Consider the following 21,114-nt stretch of genomic DNA (forward strand, 5'->3'; position numbering starts at 1 on the left):
GATGAACGATCTATCGTCCAATTGGCTGACCACTTAACACTGAAAAGACTTCTATTTATGAACACGTATGTAGATTATTTGAAGGAAATTGAAGCGAGAAAACTTCAAGGACTTCATCCAAAACCAATCGATGGCGCTGAATTATTAAGTGAAATTATTGCTCAAATCAAAGACACAGAGCATCCAGACCGCAAAGATTCTCTAAATTTCTTTATCTATAATACACTTCCGGGAACAACAAGTGCTGCAGTAGTAAAAGCTGCGTTTTTAAAAGAAATTATTTTAGGGGAAACGCTAGTAGAGGAAATTTCAACAGCCTTTGCCTTCGAGCAGTTATCTCATATGAAAGGAGGTCCTTCTATCGAGGTACTTTTAGATTTGGCTTTAGGTGATGATGCTGCCATTGCAGCTGAAGCGGCCAAAGTATTAAAAACTCAGGTGTTTTTATACGAAGCAGATACGGAGCGTTTAGAGAATGCCTTCAAAAACGGTAGTGCCATTGCAAAAGAACTAATCGAAAGTTACGCAAAAGCTGAGTTCTTTACCGAACTTCCTGAAATTGAGGAAGAAATTGAAGTGGTAACCTATGTTGCTGGAATTGGAGATATCTCTACTGATTTATTATCACCAGGAGCAGATGCTCACTCGAGATCTGATCGCGAATTGCACGGTCAATCTATTTTTGAGCACAACAAAGACATGCAGAAAGAATTGTTGGCCTTAAAAGAAAAACACCCAGGGAAACGCGTGATGTTAGTTGCGGAGAAAGGAACTATGGGAGTAGGGTCGTCAAGAATGTCAGGAGTGAATAACGTGGCTTTATGGACAGGAATTTCGTCTAGCCCTTACGTACCGTTTATCAACATTGCTCCAGTTATTGCAGGAACTAACGGAATTGCCCCAATCTTTTTAACGACAGTAGGGGTTACCGGTGGAATTGGAATTGACCTTAAAAACTGGGTAAAACAAAAAGACGAAAACGGGAATACTATTCTAGATGAGGATGGAGAACCAGTTTTAAAGCAGATGTACTCTGTTGAAACAGGTACCGTATTTACCATCAATACAAAAGAAAAGAAATTATACGGTGGTGGAGTAGCGTTGAAGGATATTTCAACAGCCTTAACACCACAAAAAATGGAGTTTATCAAAGCTGGAGGTTCTTATGCCGTAGTATTTGGTAAAAAATTACAAACCTTTGCTTGTAAAACTTTAGGAATTGATGTTCCTCAAGTATATGCTCCGTCAAAAGAGATCTCTATTGAAGGACAAGGGTTGACGGCTGTTGAAAAGATTTTCAATAAAAATGCCGTAGGAACTACTCCAGGGAAAGTATTACATACCGGTTCAAACGTTCGCGTAGAGGTAAATATTGTAGGATCTCAGGATACTACAGGTTTGATGACCTCTCAAGAGTTAGAAATGATGGCCGCAACGGTTATTTCTCCGATTGTAGATGCTGGATACCAATCAGGATGTCACACAGCCTCTGTATGGGATGATAAGTCAAAAGCGAACATTCCGCGATTGATGAAGTTTATGAATGATTTTGGTTTAATTACAGCACGTGACCCTAAAGGAAACTATCACGCGATGACCGATGTGATTCACAAAGTATTAAACGATATTGCTGTTGATGATTGGGATGTTATTATCGGTGGAGACTCGCATACTCGTATGTCAAAAGGAGTTGCTTTCGGAGCTGATTCAGGAACAGTAGCATTGGCACTGGCAACTGGTGAAGCAACTATGCCAATTCCGGAATCTGTAAAAGTAACCTTTAAAGGAGCAATGAGAAGCTTTATGGATTTCCGTGATGTGGTGCACGCTACACAACAACAAATGTTAAAGCAGTTTGGAGGTGAAAACGTATTCCAAGGACGTATCATTGAGGTACATATCGGAACGTTAACTTCTGACCAAGCGTTTACTTTTACCGATTGGACAGCTGAAATGAAAGCAAAAGCATCTATTTGTATTTCTGAAGATGCCACTTTAATCGAGTCCTTAGAAATTGCTAGAGATCGTATCCAAATCATGATTGATAAAGGTATGGATAACGAAAAGCAAGTACTCAACGGTTTGATTGAAAAAGCCAACAAGAGAATTGCTGAAATTAAATCGGGTGAAAAACCAGCCTTACGTCCTGATGCAAACGCTAAGTACTATGCGGATGTAGTGATAGACCTCGATGAAATTGCAGAACCTATGATTGCAGATCCAGACGTAAATAACGAAGATGTTTCTAAGCGTTATACTCACGATACTATTCGTCCATTATCGTACTACGGAGGAACGAAGCAAGTTGATTTAGGGTTCATCGGATCGTGTATGGTTCACAAAGGAGATATGAAGATTTTAGCTCAGATGCTTAAAAATATCGAGTCACAACAAGGAAAAGTTGAGTTCAATGCTCCTTTAGTTGTAGCTCCTCCAACTTATAATATCGTAGATGAGTTAAAAGCTGAAGGTGACTGGGAAGTATTACAAAAATACTCAGGATTTGAGTTCGACGATAATGCTCCTAAAGGCTTAGCACGTACCAAGTACGAAAACATGTTGTATTTAGAACGACCAGGATGTAACTTGTGTATGGGGAACCAGGAGAAGGCAGAACCAGGAGATACTGTAATGGCAACTTCAACGCGTTTATTCCAAGGAAGAGTTGTAAAGGATACTGGAGAGAAGAAAGGAGAATCGTTATTGTCTTCAACACCAGTAGTAGTATTGTCTACTGTTTTAGGTAGAACTCCAACTATGGAAGAATACGAAGCAGCTGTTGATGGTATCGTTTTAACGAAGTTTAAACCCTCTGAAAAGCAATTAGTGATGTAATTCACTTCAACATATTTTAAAAAAAGCCCGAGTGTAAACTCGGGCTTTTTTTGTGTGACACCTATCTTATTTAGGTTGGTTATAGATAGGGTAAGCTTTTGAATTTCAGTATGTTTTTTTTAGTAAATTAGTAGGGTAACGAAAACGAAAAATTTATGGCTTTTGATATTGAAATGATTAAAAGTGTTTACAGTACTGTCGTGGAAAAGGTAGACCTTGCACGAAAACTTACTGGTAAGCCCTTGACCTTAGCTGAGAAAATTTTATACGCACACCTGTGGGATGGACAACCGACCCAACCCTATGTGAGGGGAAAAGATTACGTAGATTTTGCACCTGACAGAATAGCGTGTCAAGATGCAACTGCCCAAATGGCGCTCTTACAATTTATGCAGGCAGGTAAACAGCAAGTAGCTGTGCCTACTACCGTGCACTGTGATCATTTAATTCAGGCGAAACTAGGAGCAGACAAAGACTTGCAAGCAGCACTGAACAACAGTAATGAGGTGTTTAATTTCTTGGAATCTGTGTCTAATAAGTACGGTATTGGATTTTGGAAGCCCGGTGCAGGAATTATTCATCAGGTAGTATTGGAAAATTATGCCTTTCCCGGCGGGATGATGATCGGGACCGATTCACACACAGTAAATGCAGGAGGACTTGGTATGGTTGCAATTGGTGTAGGAGGAGCAGATGCTGTTGATGTAATGGCTGGAATGCCATGGGAATTGAAATTTCCGAAATTAATTGGTGTAAAACTAACGGGAACACTTTCTGGATGGACAGCTCCTAAAGATGTAATTTTAAAAGTAGCTGAAATTCTGACTGTCAAAGGTGGTACTGGGGCTATTGTAGAGTATTTCGGGCCAGGTGCTTTGGCAATGTCTTGTACGGGAAAAGGAACCATTTGTAATATGGGTGCTGAAATTGGAGCAACGACTTCCACTTTTGGTTACGACGCGTCAATGGAGCGCTATTTGCGTGCCACAGACAGATCGGATGTAGCGGATGCAGCAAATGCTGTTAAGGAATACCTCACAGCGGATCCTGAAGTATACGCAAATCCAGAAGCTTATTTTGATCAGGTTATTGAAATTGATCTATCTAGTTTGGGCCCCTTGTTAAATGGGCCATTCACTCCTGATTTATCGACAGAAGCGGGAAGTGCGATGACCGAAAAAGCAAGAGCAAACGATTGGCCATTGCAGGTAGAGTGGGGACTTATAGGTTCGTGTACCAACTCTTCGTATGAAGATTTATCAAGAGCCGCTTCTATTGCACAGCAAGCCATAGACAAAGGCTTGAGTACAAAAGCGGAATTTGGAATTAACCCCGGGTCTGAACAGGTGCGATTTACCGCGGAACGCGATGGTATTATACAGGTTTTTGAAAAGTTAAATGCAAGGATCTTTACCAATGCTTGTGGACCTTGTATAGGGCAGTGGGGACGTTATGAAGATCCTAAGAATGCTCCCAAAAATAGTATCGTTCATTCCTTTAATAGAAATTTTGCAAAGAGAGCCGATGGTAATCCCAATACACATGCTTTTGTGGCATCGCCTGAAATGGTTGCAGCCATTGCCATTGCCGGACGTTTGGACTTCAATCCTATAACGGATACCCTTATAAACGATCGCGGTGAAGAAGTGAAGCTTGAGGAACCCAAAGGATGGGAATTGCCAGAACGCGGTTTTGCAGTAGAAGAACGCGGATATATTGCTCCAGAAAAAGACGGAAGCCATGTAGAGGTAGTAGTCGATCCAAATTCAGAGCGTTTAGAATTGTTGACGCCTTTTGAACCCATAGGTGACCAGATTACCGATGCAAGATTACTTATCAAAGCTTTTGGTAAATGTACCACCGATCATATTTCAATGGCAGGACCATGGTTGCGTTACAGAGGTCATCTCGACAATATTTCGAATAACTGCTTGATAGGGGCTGTGAATGCCTTTAATAAAAAGACAAATTTTGTCAAGAATCAATTGACGGGAGCGTACGATGCAGTGCCAGCAACGCAACGTGCGTATAAGGCAAAAGGAATAAAAACGATTGTTGTAGGTGACCACAATTACGGAGAAGGTTCATCGAGAGAACATGCGGCTATGGAACCTAGGCATTTGGGAGTAGCCGCGGTTTTGGTAAAATCTTTTGCCCGTATTCACGAAACAAACCTAAAAAAACAAGGAATGTTGGGCTTGACCTTTGCCACGGAAAGCGATTATGATTTGATTCAAGAAGACGACCGTTTTAACTTTGTCGACTTGCACGAATTTGCTCCGGGCAAACCTTTAACCATCGAAGTACTGCATGCTGATGGTAGCAAAGATACCATAGTGGCAAATCACACGTATAATGAAGGACAGATAGCCTGGTATAAAGAAGGCTCTGCATTGAATTTGATAAAAAAACAGCAAGCTTAAATACGGTAAATCAACCGAATAGAAGCCTTGGTTTTTCCAAGGCTTTTTTTTGTAATGTTTATAGCATTTTTCAGACTTACTACGTAAGTAACACCCTATAAAGCATTGCAGTATGAGCGCACTATGGTATTTTGAAGACATCAATTTGTTTAAAATCTTATGCCCCCATAAGTATCCGGCCTATAAAAAGGATCATCAGCTGAACTGTTACAAGAAACGAGATTATATCTATTTTGAACAAGACGCTGCCAATAAGATATACTTGATTGATAAGGGCAAAGTAAAAATTGGGTATTATACCGAAGAGGGAGATGAAATCATCAAGGCCATCCTCACCAAAGGAGAAATTTTTGGAGAAAAGGCAATCTTAGGAGTCGATAAGCGCAGCGAGTTTGCACAATCTATAGACAATACTACGGCCATTTGCCCAGTGTCTAAATACACTTTATACGAGCTTATGCGAGAAAATGCCTCGATAAGTTTTAAAATATACAAATTTATCGGACTTCGAATTAAAAAGCTGGAACGCAGGTTACAACTGCTGTTGTACAAAGATACCCGCACGCGTTTGTTAGAATTTTTCAATGAGCTTTGTGAAGATTACGGTTACCTGTGTGATGAGACGGGTGATCACGTAATCAAGCACCCGTATACTCAAAAAGATATCGCTACTTTAATCGGGACTTCTCGACCTACTTTAAACGTGTTGATGAATGAATTAAAACAGGAGAATATCATTGATTTTACTAGAAAAGAACTGAGATTATTAAAAAAAAATAGCCTAAGTGTTAGCTAGCTAACATTTAATAAGAACAACATAAAATAACTTTGTCGTATAACGATAAAACAAAAAACGATGAGAAATTTACTTTTAGGTTGTTTGGCTTTAACAACAGCTGTTTTTACAGCATGTAGTGATGATGATAGTACAAATGTACCAAGCACTTCAAATCTTACCGTTGCTATAAATGGATTGGAAAACTTGGGAGCTAATTATAAATACGAAGGATGGATAATTGTAAATGGTTCACCTGTTTCGACAGGAGTATTTACGGTAGATGACGCAGGTAAACTGTCGAGAACTTCATTTCAAGTAGACAAAACACAACTAGATGTAGCTAGTAAGTTTGTTTTGACTATTGAACCCGCGAATGACTCGGACCCAGCGCCATCGGCAACGAAATTGTTAGCAGGTGATTTTTCAAATAATTCGGCTACAGTTTCAAGCGCTGCTACCGTTGCAGATTTTAGCAGTGCTAAAGGGAAGTACATCTTAGCGACTCCAACGGACGGAAATAACACCAATGAACGCAGTGGAGTTTGGTTTTTGGACATTTCAGGAGGAAGTGTTGCAAAAGGGTTGGATTTACCAAGCTTAGCTGCGGGGTGGAAGTACGAAGGTTGGGTAGTGATGAACGGAACACCCGTGAGTACAGGGACGTTTACAGATGCTGCAAAAGCAGATGACAACGCCGCTACTTCAGTATTTAAAGGAAGCATGGGGAATGGGCCCGCTTATCCAGGAGAAGATTATATTCAAAATGCCCCAAGTGGATTGTCTTTTCCAACGGATTTAAGAGGAACGACTATCGTAATCTCAGTAGAACCAGACCCGGACAATAGTGCTAAACCTTTTACCTTAAAACCATTGGCTCATGCCGTATCGAACAGTGCAAATGATCACGTGACCTACAGCATGGGAGCAGGACCTGTAAGCGCCATCACAGGAACTGTCATGCGATAGTTTTTTGCAAAATAGCCCCTTGAGTTTAAGAGCAATCACCTTATCTTTGGTTGCTCTTATTTTTTATTATGAAATACCGTCAGTTAACAAAAGAACAATTTGAAAGTTTACACGAAGAATTTGCGCGTTTCCTCGCGTCGCAAAGTATCGATGTAAAAGAATGGAATCAAATCAAAGAAGAAAAACCTCAAGTAGCAGAGGAGGAAATGAATGTCTTTAGCGATGTTGTGTGGGATGATGTATTGACTCGTACAGCCTATGTAGAGCATTTTTCAGCGAATATGTTGAATTTGTTTTATTGCGATGAGGACAAAATGAAGCGAATAGTTGTTCAGGTGAATAAACCGGATATCGATATTTCTGGACAAGAGGGATATCAGTGGCTACTTCAGCATGCAACGGCTCCTGAAGTTGAAATATTACAAGGGTCAAAAAAATATCATACAGAGCGAAATGTAGAAGTTTTTGACCTCATAGAAAAAGGAGGAACCATTTCTAAAGGCGAATTATTTCGCTATTTCGAGGCCTTGATCTCCTAAACCAATACTTCCAATAATTTTTGGGTTCCAGAACTCGCAGTATCGCGGATTATGCTCAGATTGTTAAAATCACGTTCGCTAATTGCGGGTTTTGGATCTATAAAAAAGAGTTGCGCATCGGGTTTCGCATAGTTGATTAAACCCGCCGCAGGATATACTTGCATAGAAGTACCAATAACCGCAATGATATCTGCTTTTTCAACCATGGTTACTGCCTTGTTTAAAAGTGGTACATCTTCACCAAACCAAACGATATGTGGACGCAACTGGCTCCCTTTTTCACAGGTATCTCCAATGCTAATATCTCGGTCCCAGGAGTACACGAGTTGTTCGTCTATAGAACTGCGAACTTTTCGTAGCTCACCGTGTAAATGCAGTACGGAACTGCTGCCAGCACGTTCGTGTAAATCATCCACATTTTGAGTAACGATGTGAACGTCGAAATTCGATTCTAGTTGCACCAAGTTTTGATGTCCGGAATTGGGCATTACTTCTAGTAGTTGCCTGCGTCGTTGATTGTAGAAATCCAAAACCAATGCAGGATTTTTTGCAAAGCCCTCGGGGGTTGCAACCTCATAAATGTCGTGACCTTCCCACAAACCATCGGCATCTCTAAATGTTTTAATACCACTTTCAGCACTCATCCCGGCACCGGTAAGAACCACTAATTGTTTTTTCATGACTATTCCGTTTATCGAAGGACTAAAATAGGAAAAATTAGTATGTTTGCGTTATGATGAATCCGGATTTATTGAAGTACCTAGAAGGGTATGTTACAGACAAACGTAAAGCATTATTTCAAAACGTATTAGCAGAACGAACCAAGCACTTTACGGTAGTTCTTGAAGATATTTACCAAGCTCATAATGCCAGTGCAGTGGTGAGAACTTGTGATATATTTGGTATTCAAGATATATATGCAATCGAAAATAGGTACACCAATAAAGTATCCAGACACGTAGCGAAAGGAAGTCAGAAATGGCTGGATATCCATCGTTATCGCGAGCAGACAAATAATACAGCACATTGTATTGCTGATTTGAGAGCCAAAGGGTATCAAATTATAGGTACGACGCCTCATAACGATTCTTGTCTGTTACCTGATTTTGATGTGACTAAAAAGTCCGCTTTTGTTTTTGGTGTTGAGAAAGAAGGAATCTCTGACTATATCAAAGAGGAAGCAGATGGATTTTTAAAAATCCCAATGGTTGGCTTTACGGAAAGCTTAAATATTTCCGTGGCTGCGGCTATTATTTTACAGGATGTAACTTCAAGAGCAAAACAAGAAGGGGTTGAATGGCAATTGAATGCTTCTGAGAAGCAAGAAATTTATGAAGATTGGATACAGAAATCAATAAAGAATGTAGATAAGTTGATAGCCCATTATCTCGATCAGTAGTTCAAAATACAGGAAGTCAAGCGTAGAGAAGTACTATTTAGATAGGAGCGTAGGTACGAGCTACTCATGCTGTTGTGGTAAATAAAGTCTTCTCTCTAGTTGATATAAGTACACGATCCTTATCAAGAAAAATAAAAAAAGCACGTTGTTAAAAACGTGCTTTTTTTATTAGTGTTGAATAATAATTTTTTTAGTGTATCGATTTCCTTGTTCATCCTTAAGCTGAAGTAGGTAGGGGCCGTTGGCGAGCTGACTCACGTCTAGTTGCACCTTTTGTCGTCCCTTAAAATCAAGCCGTGTTTGCTGTACTACTCGAGCTCCAGTAATGGTAAAAATTGCGCAGGAAACAGGACTGTTAAAAGCAATTTTTGATTCGATATTGATATTGTTCGAAGCGGGGATAGGGTAGTACTGAATTTTGGCATCATTCACAGCTACATTTTCAGTACTCAATGAACTGGCATCTATTTTGAAGTCTAATATACCAGATCCCCAAGAGGCAAAACGAACGGTATTACTACTCGAAACATAATCTACGTCCATGGCATTAAAAAAGCCTATTCCTTCCGCAAGTGAATACCACTTTTCTTTTTTAACATCGAAAACATAAGGACCTATGTCGGTTCCTGCAAATACGAAACTTCCGTCAGAGCTGGCTACCATTCCCGATGTTTGTGCGTCAAAACCGCTAGGAAATTCGCCTGTGACATCCTTCCATGTTTTACCACCATCTTTTGATAAGATACTTCCGGTAGTATTGTTACTAGGACCACAAAATAAAATCCAATTCGCATCAGTAGGAAGTACGAGTCCACTTCCCATATCTCCACGACCCCAGGCTTCGTTGGTTTGCGCAAAAGGAGTGGCGATTCCATTCCCAAAAGTAGTCCCTCGATCTTCAGAAATAAATACTTTTCCATCTTGTAACATAAAGATTCTGCTTGGCTTTTGCACTGATTGTGCGAGGGCTGCGACGTGATTGGCACCTTTGCTAATGCTGTGTTTGCTCATGGTAGTACCGTTCCAACTAGCTCTGTTGAGATCACGCGATAGCATCCAAATGTGTTGGTCGGGAGCTTCGCGATCGATATAAGCTTGTACCCAGCCCATAACGCCATTTTTAGAGAATTCAACTGTATGAGCGTCGTTGAATTGAGAGTTGATTTTACCAATAGATTGAAAACCTCCTCCAGTTGCATACACCGGAACAGGAGCCCATACTTTTTTTCCCTCACGTTGCCAACGCCAAGCGTGCTTACCATCATAGCTGTCAATGGGAGGTCCATCACCACCAATACTTTGGTAGAAATCAATAAGCTCATCAGTATGGTTACTATTGATAACGCTACCACTTCCTTGATCTTGAGTACTGTAGTATATATGGTTTGGGTTGTTGGCTCCAGTAAAAATATTATCTCTGTATATCAGTGGGTTAACAGTTCCTAGTACGTTGATATTGATATAATGGGCATTGGCATAGCCACTATTATCAAAGGCGGTACCTTCCGGAGGAAAATCTTTCCACTCTTTATACGAGATAAAAATCCCTCCATCCGAACATCGTGCTGAAAACAAATCGCCAGAGCTGTTGTAAAAGAAATGTGACGATTGAAAATCAGGGTGATAGTTAAAGCGAATTCTATTGTAGTAATCGGCTGCACTTAAATGGGTTCCATTTTGATAGCGTCCCCAACCTGTGGTTGTTGAACTAGTAGTTTTTAGTTGGTCTGTAGACAGTATAGGTTGTGCATACCCCGCAATAGAAATAGATGGATTTTCTGGGTGAATGGCTAAAAATTTTCCTGGTGACATTTTTCCTGTACGATCGCCATACCAATTTCCTTTCGGATATCGAGCGGTCCAGTTCGCTCCTTCATCGGTAGATACCCAATAGTTTTTTTGAGCCGTAACGTAAAGTGCGCGACGATCTCCACCGATACTAAATTGACTACTATTGTGGTTTGCGGTATACGTTCCTTGTTGGTCGAAGTCCGTTTTAGCAGCATTTAATTTATAAAAAGCACCGGCGCGTGCTAAGTACACTGTTGCCGCATTCGGTTGCTTTGCGTAACGTGGAGTGTACAAAAAGCTGGCTTTATTACTACCGAAATTTTTTAACTCTTTAAAATTCTGGCCGAAGTCTGTTGAAACATATACGCGTTGGTTGTTGGTGACGTATATAGCGTGGTTATCTTGGCGATTTATTGCGGAGCTCGTATTTGCAGCCGGTAAACCATTAGATTTTACCCAATTTATTCCCTGGTCATCTGAAAAATAAAGTGGACCATTTTCAATATGCGCTACTAATCTAACTTTGGTACCTATGTTAAAGGCGAAGAGATTGGCATAACGGTTGGGCCAGTTAGCAGTGAGCAATACAAAATCGTCTCCTCCAGTTCCCTTTTTGGGGTTGTATACGGTCCCTTTAAAGATATACGATTTGGAATTGTATTCACCTGCATAGTGGTTGTGTGTAACACCGTACAGGATGTCAGTCCCTTCCAGCATTTCAGCGAACTTAAAAGCACCTGGCATATTTTTAGGTCCTCGATTAGTCCATTTACCCTGTAAACTACCTCCGGCATAGCTCGTTAGTTTACCTCGGTTTTGCGTAAAGCCCTTTGCTTTTTGTGTTAAGCGTGTGAGTATTTGCTGATGCCGAGCGGCCTGTTCAGGAGTCCAACTCGCTGTTTTGTCTGGATTGGTATTACGCTCTTCTCGCTGATGGTCTGTTGGGCGGGAGGTGCGTTCCTCGTTACCGGAGTTGCAGCCTGCTAAGATACTCACAAAGAGGCTGGTAATTAGGAGTCTTTTCATGTTTATAAGGGGTTTGATGTAGGCCAAATGTAAACTTTTTTTTTACGCTAACCAATTGATAAATAGATTTCAGTAATTTCAGAAGGGATAGAAAATGATTCGCTAGCCATAGCTTTTCAGAACGCGCATTATCCGTTGCTATCTGATGTGCTTTCACTGAGAATTTTAGACCTAAAAACAAATTTTCAAGGATTTCTTATTTATTGGCATGATTTATGGGCATTCACCTTAAAAAATAAATTATGAAAGAAAAATTACTCTGGGTTGCTATGATGGCCCTTTTGTTAGTGCATTGTAAAAGAGAGGAGACTCCGATACACAACTTATTTACAGATTTTCATGATAATGAACCGCAGCTATTTGATTTGGGAACAGCGAAAACTGCCGAGATTAGAGGTAAGCAAGGAACGGTTTATTATTTTAATCGAGAGGATTTTGATGTAAGTGAAAATCAAAATATCAGCGTTCGTTTAGAGGAGTACTATGAATTTGAAGCATTATTTTTTCAGAATTTAAGGACGGTTACTTCTTCTGGTAAGCTATTAGAAAGTTCAGGAGTGTTTAGAATCCAGGTTTTTAGCGAAGGACAGGAGCTATTTCCAAAGAAGGACAGAAGGTTGCATCTAGGGTTTCCAAAAGATAAGATTAAAGACAACGATCTGTTTACCGGAGTATTAGACAGTGTTAGGCAAATAGAATGGGATGTATTAGCACAAGATTCTGTTATTGTCAACGAGAATTTTTACGAAATACATGTGGGGGGAGGTATTCGAGTCACAGGATTAACTTCAGACACCATAGGTTATGTTGCTAAAGACTACAGTAGGCAGCTTGCTCAAGACTCGGAATATGCTATCCCTAAGAGCGACAACATCAGTAAAGATAAAATGCCTGCGGTACAGAAAAAAATAGTGATGACAAAAGATATAGAACCAGAAGAATCTATAGATATAGCATTGACAAAAATGTCTTATGTGAATATTGACAGGTTCGTAGATACCGATTTTTCAGATTGGGATGTTGTTCTAAAAGATAAAGAGGATTATGGTTGGGTTACTGTCTATTTTATGTACGAAGATCGAAATGCCTTCTGGAGTGAGTTTAGAGTAGTTGATGATTTAAATTTTAGGGCCGTACCCTATATAGAAAATGCAACAAAAATTTTGGTCGTCGCAAAAAAGCGTCAACAATTGTATTGGGCAACCAAAGTTTTAGGAGAAGAGCGTCGTGTAGCGATAAAATTAAAGGCGAGTACCAATAAAAAATTTAGGAAATTAATTCGCAGTTTGAGCCCTAAATAGCAAGCTTGAAGCTCCAGGACATTGCAAAAATTTCTAAACATAGATTAATAAAACCTAAAGCTGTATTCAATAAATTCGCAGGGCTTCAGCATACTGCTGATGTGAAAAGAAAAAGAGAATACATGAAAAAATTGTCTATCCCTGTCTTGTTGGCAAGCCTTGCGCTATTTCAAGTGGCCTGTTCCAGAACTTCTGATACTGCTGGCAAAGCGGAGAAACGCGCATTACATTACCATAAGTTTCATGATCAGAAGTCGGATACCGTGCTGTTTTGCATGCGAAAAACTGTTGCTGTCAAGCGTGAGGTAAAAACTACTTTTAGCGCTATGAAAGCGAACTTTATGAGTAGGAGTGATTGGAGGTGGATTCAAAAGGACAGTGTACATACATTTGAATTGTTAGACATTGCTTATGATACCAATAATGTTCTTTTAGTCAATTATTTTAATACGAAGGAAGATTCAACAAATTTTAAAGAAAAAGTACCTCTTGAGCTCAATTATTCGGTCAAAGAAAAGGCAAAACAAAAAAGAGCACTGGAAAAATTAAAGGCAATCAAGGGGTGGACCGTTCGAATGATAGCAGGCGATAGTATCTATTTTGAATCTAATCCCGTATTGCCCGCTGATAAATTGCAAACAAAAGACGCCTATAATCCAATGGATGAATTGAGTGTTCACTTGAATACCGTTCAATTAAAAAGGGTTTTGGGAGCGCTGATACGCAAGCCAAAAAAAGAGTTTAAGCTCGATAGTTTGTATCAGGAGGGGACCCGTGAATTCAAGGGAACGAAAGGAATGAACATTAGGTTGAGTTATTCTTCGGATACTGCGAATGAATCTACCCAGTCACAGACAACTTTCGATACGAAGGAATCTTTTATTCGAAGTTCCGTGGAAATGTCATTAAACAAAACGTTTCCATTAGCAATTAAAAACGAGAGATTGAAAAGACAGTACAGAAAACCAATTATGGTAAGCGAAACGATTACTATCAAAAGTGATATTCGTAAAGTTAATCCTGATTTTATCGGAGATCACCGTTGTAATTCAAATCTTACTTACTATTAGCAGAAGAACTTATAGCCTTCCGAGGCTATAAGTTTATATTTTTATATCGAGTAAAATTGATCGAACTGTCGCTTTATTGAGCTCCTTTCCTGCGGCGAGTTCCTTTACCTTACTAAAGGGAACCACATAGCTACAACCTTTACTATACGCTGAACAGCCATAGGCTGATTTCCCTTTTAAAATAGTTCCTGTATTACATTTAGGGCAGGTGAGTGTATCACTTTCCTTGCTTTCTGTCGTGGCTTTAGCCGCATTACTCACTTGTTTCGGTTCGAGTTTTAAGCTGTAATCTTCGTTAAAACGCAAGAGTGCTTCAATTTTTCCGGCTTCTGTTTTCCATCCTTTTAAATTCGTGGTACAGCCTTTGTCGAGTAAGCGAATGAGTTGGTTGTCAGAGATTTTTTTACCCAAATATTCAAATGGTAAGGTAAAGTCACAGCCGTCTTTATATGACGAACAACCATAGGCCGCTGACCCTTTTAGTAAGCTTCCTTTTTTACATTTCGGACAGGTTTTTCCGGCAACTACTTTCTTTTTGCTCGGAGCTTTCTTTTTTGGAGCTTTTACAGGAATACTCGCTTCGTACGATATTTTCTTGGTAGAGGTATTGGAACGCACCTCATAAACTAAGGTGTCTACCATTTGCTTCATTTGTTTGATAAAAGTTGCTGCGTGGTAATCACCGCGTTCAATTTCCTTTAAACGTTTTTCCCATAGCCCGGTAAGCTCAGCAGATTTTAACAATTCATTATCGATAATATCAATCAAATCAATTCCTGTTTGTGTTGGGATGATCAACTTTTTTTGACGTTCGATATATTTTCGCTTGAACAAGGTTTCTATGATGCTAGCTCGGGTAGACGGTCTACCAATCCCATTTTCTTTCATCAGTTCTCGCATTTCATCATCATCAACTTGTTTTCCAGCGGTTTCCATGGCTCTCAACAAACTAGCTTCTGTATAATTCCTCGGTGGTTTGGTTTCCTTTTCAAGAAATGATGGCTCATGCGGACCTTGTTCGCCTTTTTCAAAAGTGGGTAGTACGCCACCTTCTTGCTTTTTAGTTTCCTGTCCGTATTCATAAACTACACGCCATCCTTTGCTCAGGACTTCCTTTCCTGTGGTTTTAAACGATACATCAGCTGCTTTACCAATTACAGCAGTATTGGCAATATCGCTCTCCGGATAAAACACCGCAATAAAACGACGGGTAATAATGTCGTATACTTGCTGTTGGTTGTACTGTAAGTTTATTTGAACACCAGTAGGAATGATCGCGTGGTGATCCGTTACTTTTTTATCGTTGAAAACCTTTGAAGATTTCTTGATTTTCTTACCGAGTAATGGTTCGGTAAGGGAGGCATAGGCCGTAAGGTTTTTGAGAATTCCCGGTACTTTAGGATAAATATCGTTGGGAAGAAATGTGGTATCTACCCTAGGGTAGGTAACGACCTTCATTTCGTATAGTTTTTGTACTATTTTAAGTGTTTCATCTGCAGAAAACCCAAATTTATTATTGCAATAAACTTGTAATCCAGTAAGGTCAAAAAGCTTAGGAGCATATTCTTTTCCCTTTTTTTTACTGACAGAAACAATTTCAAAAGGAGCTTCTTTCACCTTGTTGGCGAAGATTTCTCCTTCTTCTTTTTTTAAGAAACGCCCTTCTTCGCAAGAGAATAAGGTGTCTCTGTATTTGGTTTGCAATTCCCAGTAGGGCTGGGGCTTAAAATGTTGTATTTCTTTATAGCGAGCAACCAACATGGCCAACGTAGGGGTTTGTACCCGTCCGATAGAGAGTACCTGTTTGTCTTTACCGTACTTAACAGTATACAATCGGGTTGCATTGAGCCCTAGTAACCAATCTCCAATGGCACGTGAATACCCGGCGTAAAAGAGATTGTTGTATTCTTCATCACTTTTTAAATTCTCAAAGCCTTCTTTAATAGCTTCTTCGGTCAGTGATGATATCCACAAGCGTTGAACTTTTCCTTTGTATTCTGCTTGATTGATTACCCAGCGCTGGATAAGTTCTCCCTCTTGTCCGGCATCGCCACAGTTAATGACCACATCGGCTTTATCAAACAAGGATTTAACGATGCGGAACTGTTTTTGGATACCGCTATCACCGGAAACTTTTGTATTAAAGCGTTCTGGAAGCATTGGAAGATTATTCAAATCCCAACTTTTCCAATGAGGTTTGTAATCTTTTGGTTCCAACAAGGTACATAAATGTCCAAAGGTATAGGTAACGGCATAACCATTTCCCTCAAAATATCCATCGTGCTTGGTATTGGCTCCCAAAATATTAGCTATTTCTCGGGCAACACTAGGCTTTTCGGCAATACATACTTTCATTCACTCCTAATTTAAAAGTCGAAATTACTATTTTTTCAAGTATGCTACCAAACAAAAAACGTGGCCTAGGCCACGTTTTGTTAACAATAGAGTTATTGTCTTAGTTTTTTGATTTTTTCTTGAACTTGCTAAACTTGCTGTCTTCTTTCTTAGGCCAGCTGTTGTTAGCAGTATCGATATCCGCAGTCTCTAAATCAGGATCTACAACGATGCTTGTGATTTCTTTTTCTGAAGTATATACTTTAGAAGCTTTTGTATCGTCTTTTCTCCAGATTTCAGCAGGATACGTTTCGCGTTTTTTAGTTCCATCAGCATAGGTAATCTCTACGATGATTGGCATTACTAATCCTCCTGGTTTTTCGAATTCTACTTGGTAGATGAATTTAGGCATTGCCTTTAAATTTGCCTTTTTGTCAGCAGGTAACTTTTGGATGTACTCAGCTAAATCTTTATCATTAGCGTCTTCTTTTTTGTCAGTTAAGAAAATTAACTTTCCTAAACGAGCAAAGTATCCAGGATATTGCTTTTGTAATTCTTGCGTTCTCTTGTTTGGCTTGTCTGTTAAGAATAAAGGCTTTACTTTTTTAATTCCGATATCCGTATAATCAGTAGTGTAGAACCATCCTCTCCAGAACCAGTCTAAATCCATACCTGAAGCGTCTTCCATAGTTCTAAAGAAGTCAGCAGGGGTAGGGTGCTTAAACATCCAACGTCTAGCGTAAGTTCTGAATGCGTAATCAAAAAGCTCAGGTCCCATAATTGTTTGTCTCAACATATACAATCCAGCAGCTGGCTTCGTATAAGCGTTAGGCCCGAAGTTTTTAACATAGTCTCCTTGTGACATAATTGGAGATAAACGCTCTTGATCTAAGCTCATATAACGAACGATATCTTTTGGTAAATTTCCAGTATTAAAGCTAGGATCGTAGTCTAACTCTGCTAAGGTTTCCACAAAAGAGTTCAATCCTTCATCCATCCAAGTCCACTGACGCTCGTCAGAGTTTACAATCATAGGGAAGAAGTTATGACCAACCTCGTGTGTGATTACTCCGATCATTCCGTTTTTAACACGGTCAGAATAGGTTCCATCAGGATTAGGACGACCGTAGTTAAAACAGATCATTGGATATTCCATTCCTTGATCTTTGGCGTGTACAGAGATTGCCTTAGAGTACGGGTAATCAAAAGTTAATTTAGAATATTCTTCTAAGGTGTTTGCTACTACGCGAGTTGAGTGCTCTTCCCATAAAGGATTTCCTTCTTTTGGATAAAGAGAAACAGCCATTACCGTTTTACCGTTAATGTTTACAGCCATAGCATCCCAGATGTATTTTCTAGATGACGCGAATGCGTAATCACGTACATTTTTAGCTTTAAAGTGCCATGTTTTTGTTTTGTTAGTTCCTTCTTTTTCGTTGGCCTCAGCTTCTTCTTGAGTAACGATGAATACTGGGTTTGTAAACGATTTTCTCGCCTTACTCATTCGCTTGCGTTGCTCTTTGGTAAGTACTTCTTTTTCGTTTTGTAAGTCTCCGGTTGCGTCGACAATGTGATCCGCAGGAACTGTCAATTTTACGTCGTAGTCACCGAACTCTAATGCCCATTCACTACGTCCCCAAAATTGCATGTTTTGCCATCCTTCAACATTGTTATACACTGCTAATCTCGGAAAGAATTGTGCAATGGTGTAGTTTTTATTACCGTCAGGAAATTGCTCAAAACCAGAACGTCCACCGTCTTCAACAGAGTTGTTAATCAGGTAGTTCCACTTGATACGAAACTTAAAAGTTTCTCCCGGAGCTAATGGTTTCGGAAGGTTAATACGCATCATAGTTTTGTTGATCGTGTGCGCTAAGTCACGACCATCAGCGTATTTTACCGCTTCAATTTTGTAACCAAAATCTTTTGGTTTTGACATATTCTCGTTGATAAAACGCCCAGGAGTGTTAAATCCACCTACACCTTTAGACGCTGCTAATGGTGTTTGAGAATCTGGTGCACGCATATTTTGGTCTAACTGTACCCATAAATATTCCAAAGCATCTTTAGAATTATTGTGATAGGTAATCATTTCGTCACCGTATAGTTTGTTGTTGGCTTCATCTAATCGAAGATCCATTACATAATCAACTTTTTGTTGCGTATAGGCATGACCTGGAGCACCAGATGCCGTACGTTGATCATTCGGGGTCGCCAATACATCTTTAAGTTGTCTAAACTTATTCTGGTCAGTATGACCTTTTTGCGGTCCTTTTTTTGGAGCATCTTGAGCAAACATCGATGCTGAGACAAATAGGGCCGAAAAGAATAGCGTTGTGTATTTTTTCATTTCCTGCTTAAAATTTGGTTTATAAATAATCGGGAAATTAGTGAAATATTCCCTGTTAAGAGCGTGATTTATTAAAACTTTAACAAACCTTTATAATTTTTTTTATTTAGGAATAAGCTTTTACGCTTACTACCTATTTTAACTTTTATCAGATTCTGTTGATCAGGGAAGTTTTTTACGAGCATATCGTTTTGAATTTCAATCCTGTTCAGAGATTTTATGTTTTTGATTTCCAAATAAAAATAGACGATTGTACCTTCAGTTTCCTTACCTAAAAAACGATAGGATACTGGAGTACCATTGAGGGTGACCTTAAAGTGATTTTGTAAATAGGCATAAATAACAGCATTGGCTTCAGGAAGCTCTTGTGCCGTAGTAAGTTTTAACTCTTTACCAAATTCCGTTTGAATGGCAACTTCAATATCATCCATAAAGGTATTCATGATCATTTGTACACTCTCTTCCTTGGGCACGTATTCAATTTCTGTCAATGCTATATAGTACTTGTGCAGCGTAAAAGAAAAGAAACTAAAAGAAAGTAAAATCAGTAAACCAATTTTTTTCATAGTAGCTAGGCTGTGTTTGATATTTATTTTTTAATACTATCGTTCGTGTATTGGGTAGGATTCAAATTTTTAAACAAATCTGAAGTTGTTTTGAAATACGGAATCATGGCCATCTTACCTGCTCTGAATTTTGCGTTGAATTCGGGTTGCGCCTCTGTATAATAGAGAAAACGATCCAAATCATCTCGGTTAATCTCTAAGTCCATGACTATATAATCGGTATAGATTTCACGGAGATAATTGATTTTAATTTCTAAATCTTCAATCGCTTTTAATTTCTTTAGCATTTTGGTACGTCCTGACATCCAGTTTAGTATAGGGTCAAACGACAACCCTCCGTTTAAAGCAAAAGACATGGCCGAAGCGGTGTGTAATTCTTTTTCAGCTTTGGTCATTTGTTTCGTTCCTGCATAAGGTAGCTTTAAGCTAATGGCATTCACCTCATTCGATTTTTTGATGCGTTTACTATCGGCAAGTAAATGCCCGACCAAATCAGTTTTGTTTAAGTCTACTTCATCGAGGGTAATACTCTCTTTATGTAGTTGAATCTCTTTTTCATGGATTCCAAAATCTTCAGGAGCTACCACTAAAAATACAGTTTTGTAACCGACATTACTTATTCGTAAGCTGTCATTCACTTGAACTTTAATTCGAAAAGCTCCATCGACATTGGTAAAGGTACCGATTCCTGTTTTTAAATTGATGATATGGGCATCGGCAACGGGACCAATTTTATCTTTAACAGCTGCATACATGAATTTGCGCTCAGCTTGCCCGTGACAAGCAAGACCGCATAAGAGCAGCAGCGCGATACATAGTTTACTCTTGCCCATTTTTAGTTTGCAATTTTAGGTAGCCTTCCGCTTCTTTACTCAAAATGGAGAGGATGGCAATGTATTCTTTTTGCTTGTATAACTTTTCTATTCCCAGTGGATTACAGTATTCTAGGAAGTTGTAATAGTTGTCAACCGGAATTTTTAAGTCTCTGAAAAAAAACTTTTCTCCAAAACGAGAAAGTAAATCTTTAGGCATTCCTTGGCGCAGTTCCAAATCTTTTCTAAGTTCACGAAGTTTTGAAGAATTACCAAAAGGAACACCAATACTTATTCCAGCACCTTCAAACCATGTAGTAGGATCTGACTTTACAACAGGAGGCTTCACTTTTTGATCAATTTCATCAGGATTTAGTGGAGCTGACATATCAATATTTGAAAAATCCATCGTCGCTTGTAAAGCTTCGGCTTTTTTGTCTTGTGGTGTTTGTCGTAAATCACTTTGGAGATTCCCCTTTAAATTATGCCTGCTAATTTCTACTTCTTCCAGGGGCAAATTAGTTTTAACAAGGATGAATTTATTTTCATCGATTCCTAAAAATGTCTTCTCTACTGTTACGGTTAAGGTAGTATATCCCACAAAAGAAAACAATAAGGTGTCGTTAGGTTTTGCTGGAATTTTAAACTGCCCTTCATCATTGGTAAATGTAGCAATATTTGAAGTGGTGTTAACAACGTGTACATTGGCTAAAATACCATCGCTATCTGACACAGTTCCATAAATAGAAATTCTCTTCTCCTGAGCAGTAGTGATACTGGTTATCAAAAATAAAAAAAAGCAAAGTAAAGTATGTTTCATGGTCAAATTTTAGTCTTTATAAGATACAAAAATCTTTTTAAATTATTGGAAATAGCCCTGGTCATGGTAGCGGAATCTGGGGAAGATCTCAATCTTTACAACCC

Annotated in this window: 15 protein-coding genes; 8 read left to right on the forward strand and 7 right to left on the reverse strand. The window is 39.2% G+C overall.

The window, feature by feature from the left end; all coding sequences use genetic code 11:
* Positions 1-57: 57 nt before the first annotated feature.
* From ACXAG7_RS00605 to ACXAG7_RS00625, 5 genes are all read left to right on the forward strand, one after another.
* Entirely contained in the window at positions 58-2,835 is a 2,778-nt protein-coding gene (locus ACXAG7_RS00605) for a bifunctional aconitate hydratase 2/2-methylisocitrate dehydratase (protein ID WP_476665581.1), read from the forward strand.
* A gap of 155 nt (positions 2,836-2,990) precedes the next feature.
* Complete coding sequence (locus ACXAG7_RS00610; RefSeq protein ID WP_476665582.1) at positions 2,991-5,258, forward strand: aconitate hydratase; 2,268 nt, start codon at positions 2,991-2,993, stop codon at positions 5,256-5,258.
* Between the two features lie 112 nt (positions 5,259-5,370).
* Positions 5,371-6,054, forward strand: a complete 684-nt coding sequence (locus ACXAG7_RS00615) for a Crp/Fnr family transcriptional regulator (RefSeq protein WP_476665583.1) — start codon at positions 5,371-5,373, stop codon at positions 6,052-6,054.
* Between the two features lie 60 nt (positions 6,055-6,114).
* Entirely contained in the window at positions 6,115-7,002 is an 888-nt protein-coding gene (locus tag ACXAG7_RS00620; protein ID WP_408043582.1) for an anti-sigma factor, read from the forward strand.
* A 68-nt stretch (positions 7,003-7,070) separates the two neighbouring features.
* Positions 7,071-7,541: a DUF6495 family protein gene (locus tag ACXAG7_RS00625; RefSeq protein WP_408043583.1), complete on the forward strand. Its 471-nt coding sequence runs from the start codon at positions 7,071-7,073 to the stop codon at positions 7,539-7,541.
* Here the strand turns inward: ACXAG7_RS00625 and ACXAG7_RS00630 are convergent.
* Complete coding sequence (locus ACXAG7_RS00630) at positions 7,538-8,221, reverse strand: SIR2 family NAD-dependent protein deacylase (RefSeq protein WP_476665584.1); 684 nt, start codon at positions 8,219-8,221, stop codon at positions 7,538-7,540. The two genes, ACXAG7_RS00625 and ACXAG7_RS00630, sit on opposite strands and share 4 nt — an antisense overlap.
* Before the next feature lie 53 nt (positions 8,222-8,274).
* On the opposite strand from ACXAG7_RS00630, the gene ACXAG7_RS00635 reads away from it, so the two are divergent.
* Entirely contained in the window at positions 8,275-8,940 is a 666-nt protein-coding gene (locus tag ACXAG7_RS00635) for a TrmH family RNA methyltransferase (RefSeq protein ID WP_476665585.1), read from the forward strand.
* Between the two features lie 168 nt (positions 8,941-9,108).
* Here the strand turns inward: ACXAG7_RS00635 and ACXAG7_RS00640 are convergent, their stop codons facing one another.
* On the reverse strand, positions 9,109-11,757 hold the full coding sequence (locus ACXAG7_RS00640; RefSeq protein WP_476665586.1) for a T9SS type A sorting domain-containing protein: 2,649 nt from the start codon (positions 11,755-11,757) through the stop codon (positions 9,109-9,111).
* Between the two features lie 242 nt (positions 11,758-11,999).
* On the opposite strand from ACXAG7_RS00640, the gene ACXAG7_RS00645 reads away from it, so the two are divergent.
* Entirely contained in the window at positions 12,000-13,058 is a 1,059-nt protein-coding gene (locus ACXAG7_RS00645) for a hypothetical protein (protein ID WP_476665587.1), read from the forward strand.
* Between the two features lie 122 nt (positions 13,059-13,180).
* Positions 13,181-14,128, forward strand: coding sequence for a hypothetical protein (locus ACXAG7_RS00650; protein ID WP_476665588.1), 948 nt, complete (start codon positions 13,181-13,183; stop codon positions 14,126-14,128).
* Between the two features lie 33 nt (positions 14,129-14,161).
* Here the strand turns inward: ACXAG7_RS00650 and ACXAG7_RS00655 are convergent, their stop codons facing one another.
* The 5 genes from ACXAG7_RS00655 to ACXAG7_RS00675 all read right to left on the reverse strand — a co-directional run bounded on the left by ACXAG7_RS00655 (position 14,162) and on the right by ACXAG7_RS00675 (position 21,010).
* Positions 14,162-16,483 (reverse strand): type IA DNA topoisomerase, encoded by a 2,322-nt coding sequence (locus ACXAG7_RS00655; protein ID WP_476665589.1) that lies wholly within the window; start codon positions 16,481-16,483, stop codon positions 14,162-14,164.
* A 100-nt stretch (positions 16,484-16,583) separates the two neighbouring features.
* Entirely contained in the window at positions 16,584-18,812 is a 2,229-nt protein-coding gene (locus tag ACXAG7_RS00660) for a M1 family metallopeptidase (RefSeq protein WP_408043590.1), read from the reverse strand.
* 71 nt (positions 18,813-18,883) lie between these two features.
* The gene (locus ACXAG7_RS00665; RefSeq protein WP_476665590.1) at positions 18,884-19,378 is read right to left on the reverse strand and encodes a DUF6702 family protein; all 495 of its coding nucleotides are present in this window, start codon (positions 19,376-19,378) and stop codon (positions 18,884-18,886) included.
* Between the two features lie 23 nt (positions 19,379-19,401).
* Positions 19,402-20,211, reverse strand: a complete 810-nt coding sequence (locus tag ACXAG7_RS00670; RefSeq protein WP_408043592.1) for a carboxypeptidase-like regulatory domain-containing protein — start codon at positions 20,209-20,211, stop codon at positions 19,402-19,404.
* Positions 20,198-21,010 carry a carboxypeptidase-like regulatory domain-containing protein gene (locus ACXAG7_RS00675; RefSeq protein WP_408043593.1) on the reverse strand — a complete coding sequence of 271 codons (813 nt, stop codon included), beginning with the start codon at positions 21,008-21,010 and terminating at the stop codon, positions 20,198-20,200. The genes ACXAG7_RS00670 and ACXAG7_RS00675 overlap by 14 nt, the downstream gene beginning before the upstream one ends.
* Between the last annotated feature and the right edge of the window lie 104 nt (positions 21,011-21,114).

This window comes from Tenacibaculum sp. AWR4_210 (genome assembly GCF_056160945.1).

What these genes read in the sequence shown, in the direction of transcription:
- ACXAG7_RS00660 (WP_408043590.1), bottom strand. Translation starts at nt 18,812, where the DNA reads ATGAAAAAATACACAACGCTATTCTTTTCGGCCCTATTTGTCTCAGCA.
- ACXAG7_RS00665 (WP_476665590.1), bottom strand. Translation starts at nt 19,378, where the DNA reads ATGAAAAAAATTGGTTTACTGATTTTACTTTCTTTTAGTTTCTTTTCT.
- ACXAG7_RS00675 (WP_408043593.1), bottom strand. Translation starts at nt 21,010, where the DNA reads ATGAAACATACTTTACTTTGCTTTTTTTTATTTTTGATAACCAGTATC.
- ACXAG7_RS00645 (WP_476665587.1), top strand. Translation starts at nt 12,000, where the DNA reads ATGAAAGAAAAATTACTCTGGGTTGCTATGATGGCCCTTTTGTTAGTG.
- ACXAG7_RS00625 (WP_408043583.1), top strand. Translation starts at nt 7,071, where the DNA reads ATGAAATACCGTCAGTTAACAAAAGAACAATTTGAAAGTTTACACGAA.
- ACXAG7_RS00655 (WP_476665589.1), bottom strand. Translation starts at nt 16,483, where the DNA reads ATGAAAGTATGTATTGCCGAAAAGCCTAGTGTTGCCCGAGAAATAGCT.
- ACXAG7_RS00610 (WP_476665582.1), top strand. Translation starts at nt 2,991, where the DNA reads ATGGCTTTTGATATTGAAATGATTAAAAGTGTTTACAGTACTGTCGTG.
- ACXAG7_RS00620 (WP_408043582.1), top strand. Translation starts at nt 6,115, where the DNA reads ATGAGAAATTTACTTTTAGGTTGTTTGGCTTTAACAACAGCTGTTTTT.
- ACXAG7_RS00640 (WP_476665586.1), bottom strand. Translation starts at nt 11,757, where the DNA reads ATGAAAAGACTCCTAATTACCAGCCTCTTTGTGAGTATCTTAGCAGGC.
- ACXAG7_RS00635 (WP_476665585.1), top strand. Translation starts at nt 8,275, where the DNA reads ATGATGAATCCGGATTTATTGAAGTACCTAGAAGGGTATGTTACAGAC.
- ACXAG7_RS00630 (WP_476665584.1), bottom strand. Translation starts at nt 8,221, where the DNA reads ATGAAAAAACAATTAGTGGTTCTTACCGGTGCCGGGATGAGTGCTGAA.
- ACXAG7_RS00605 (WP_476665581.1), top strand. Translation starts at nt 58, where the DNA reads ATGAACACGTATGTAGATTATTTGAAGGAAATTGAAGCGAGAAAACTT.
- ACXAG7_RS00650 (WP_476665588.1), top strand. Translation starts at nt 13,181, where the DNA reads ATGAAAAAATTGTCTATCCCTGTCTTGTTGGCAAGCCTTGCGCTATTT.
- ACXAG7_RS00670 (WP_408043592.1), bottom strand. Translation starts at nt 20,211, where the DNA reads ATGGGCAAGAGTAAACTATGTATCGCGCTGCTGCTCTTATGCGGTCTT.
- ACXAG7_RS00615 (WP_476665583.1), top strand. Translation starts at nt 5,371, where the DNA reads ATGAGCGCACTATGGTATTTTGAAGACATCAATTTGTTTAAAATCTTA.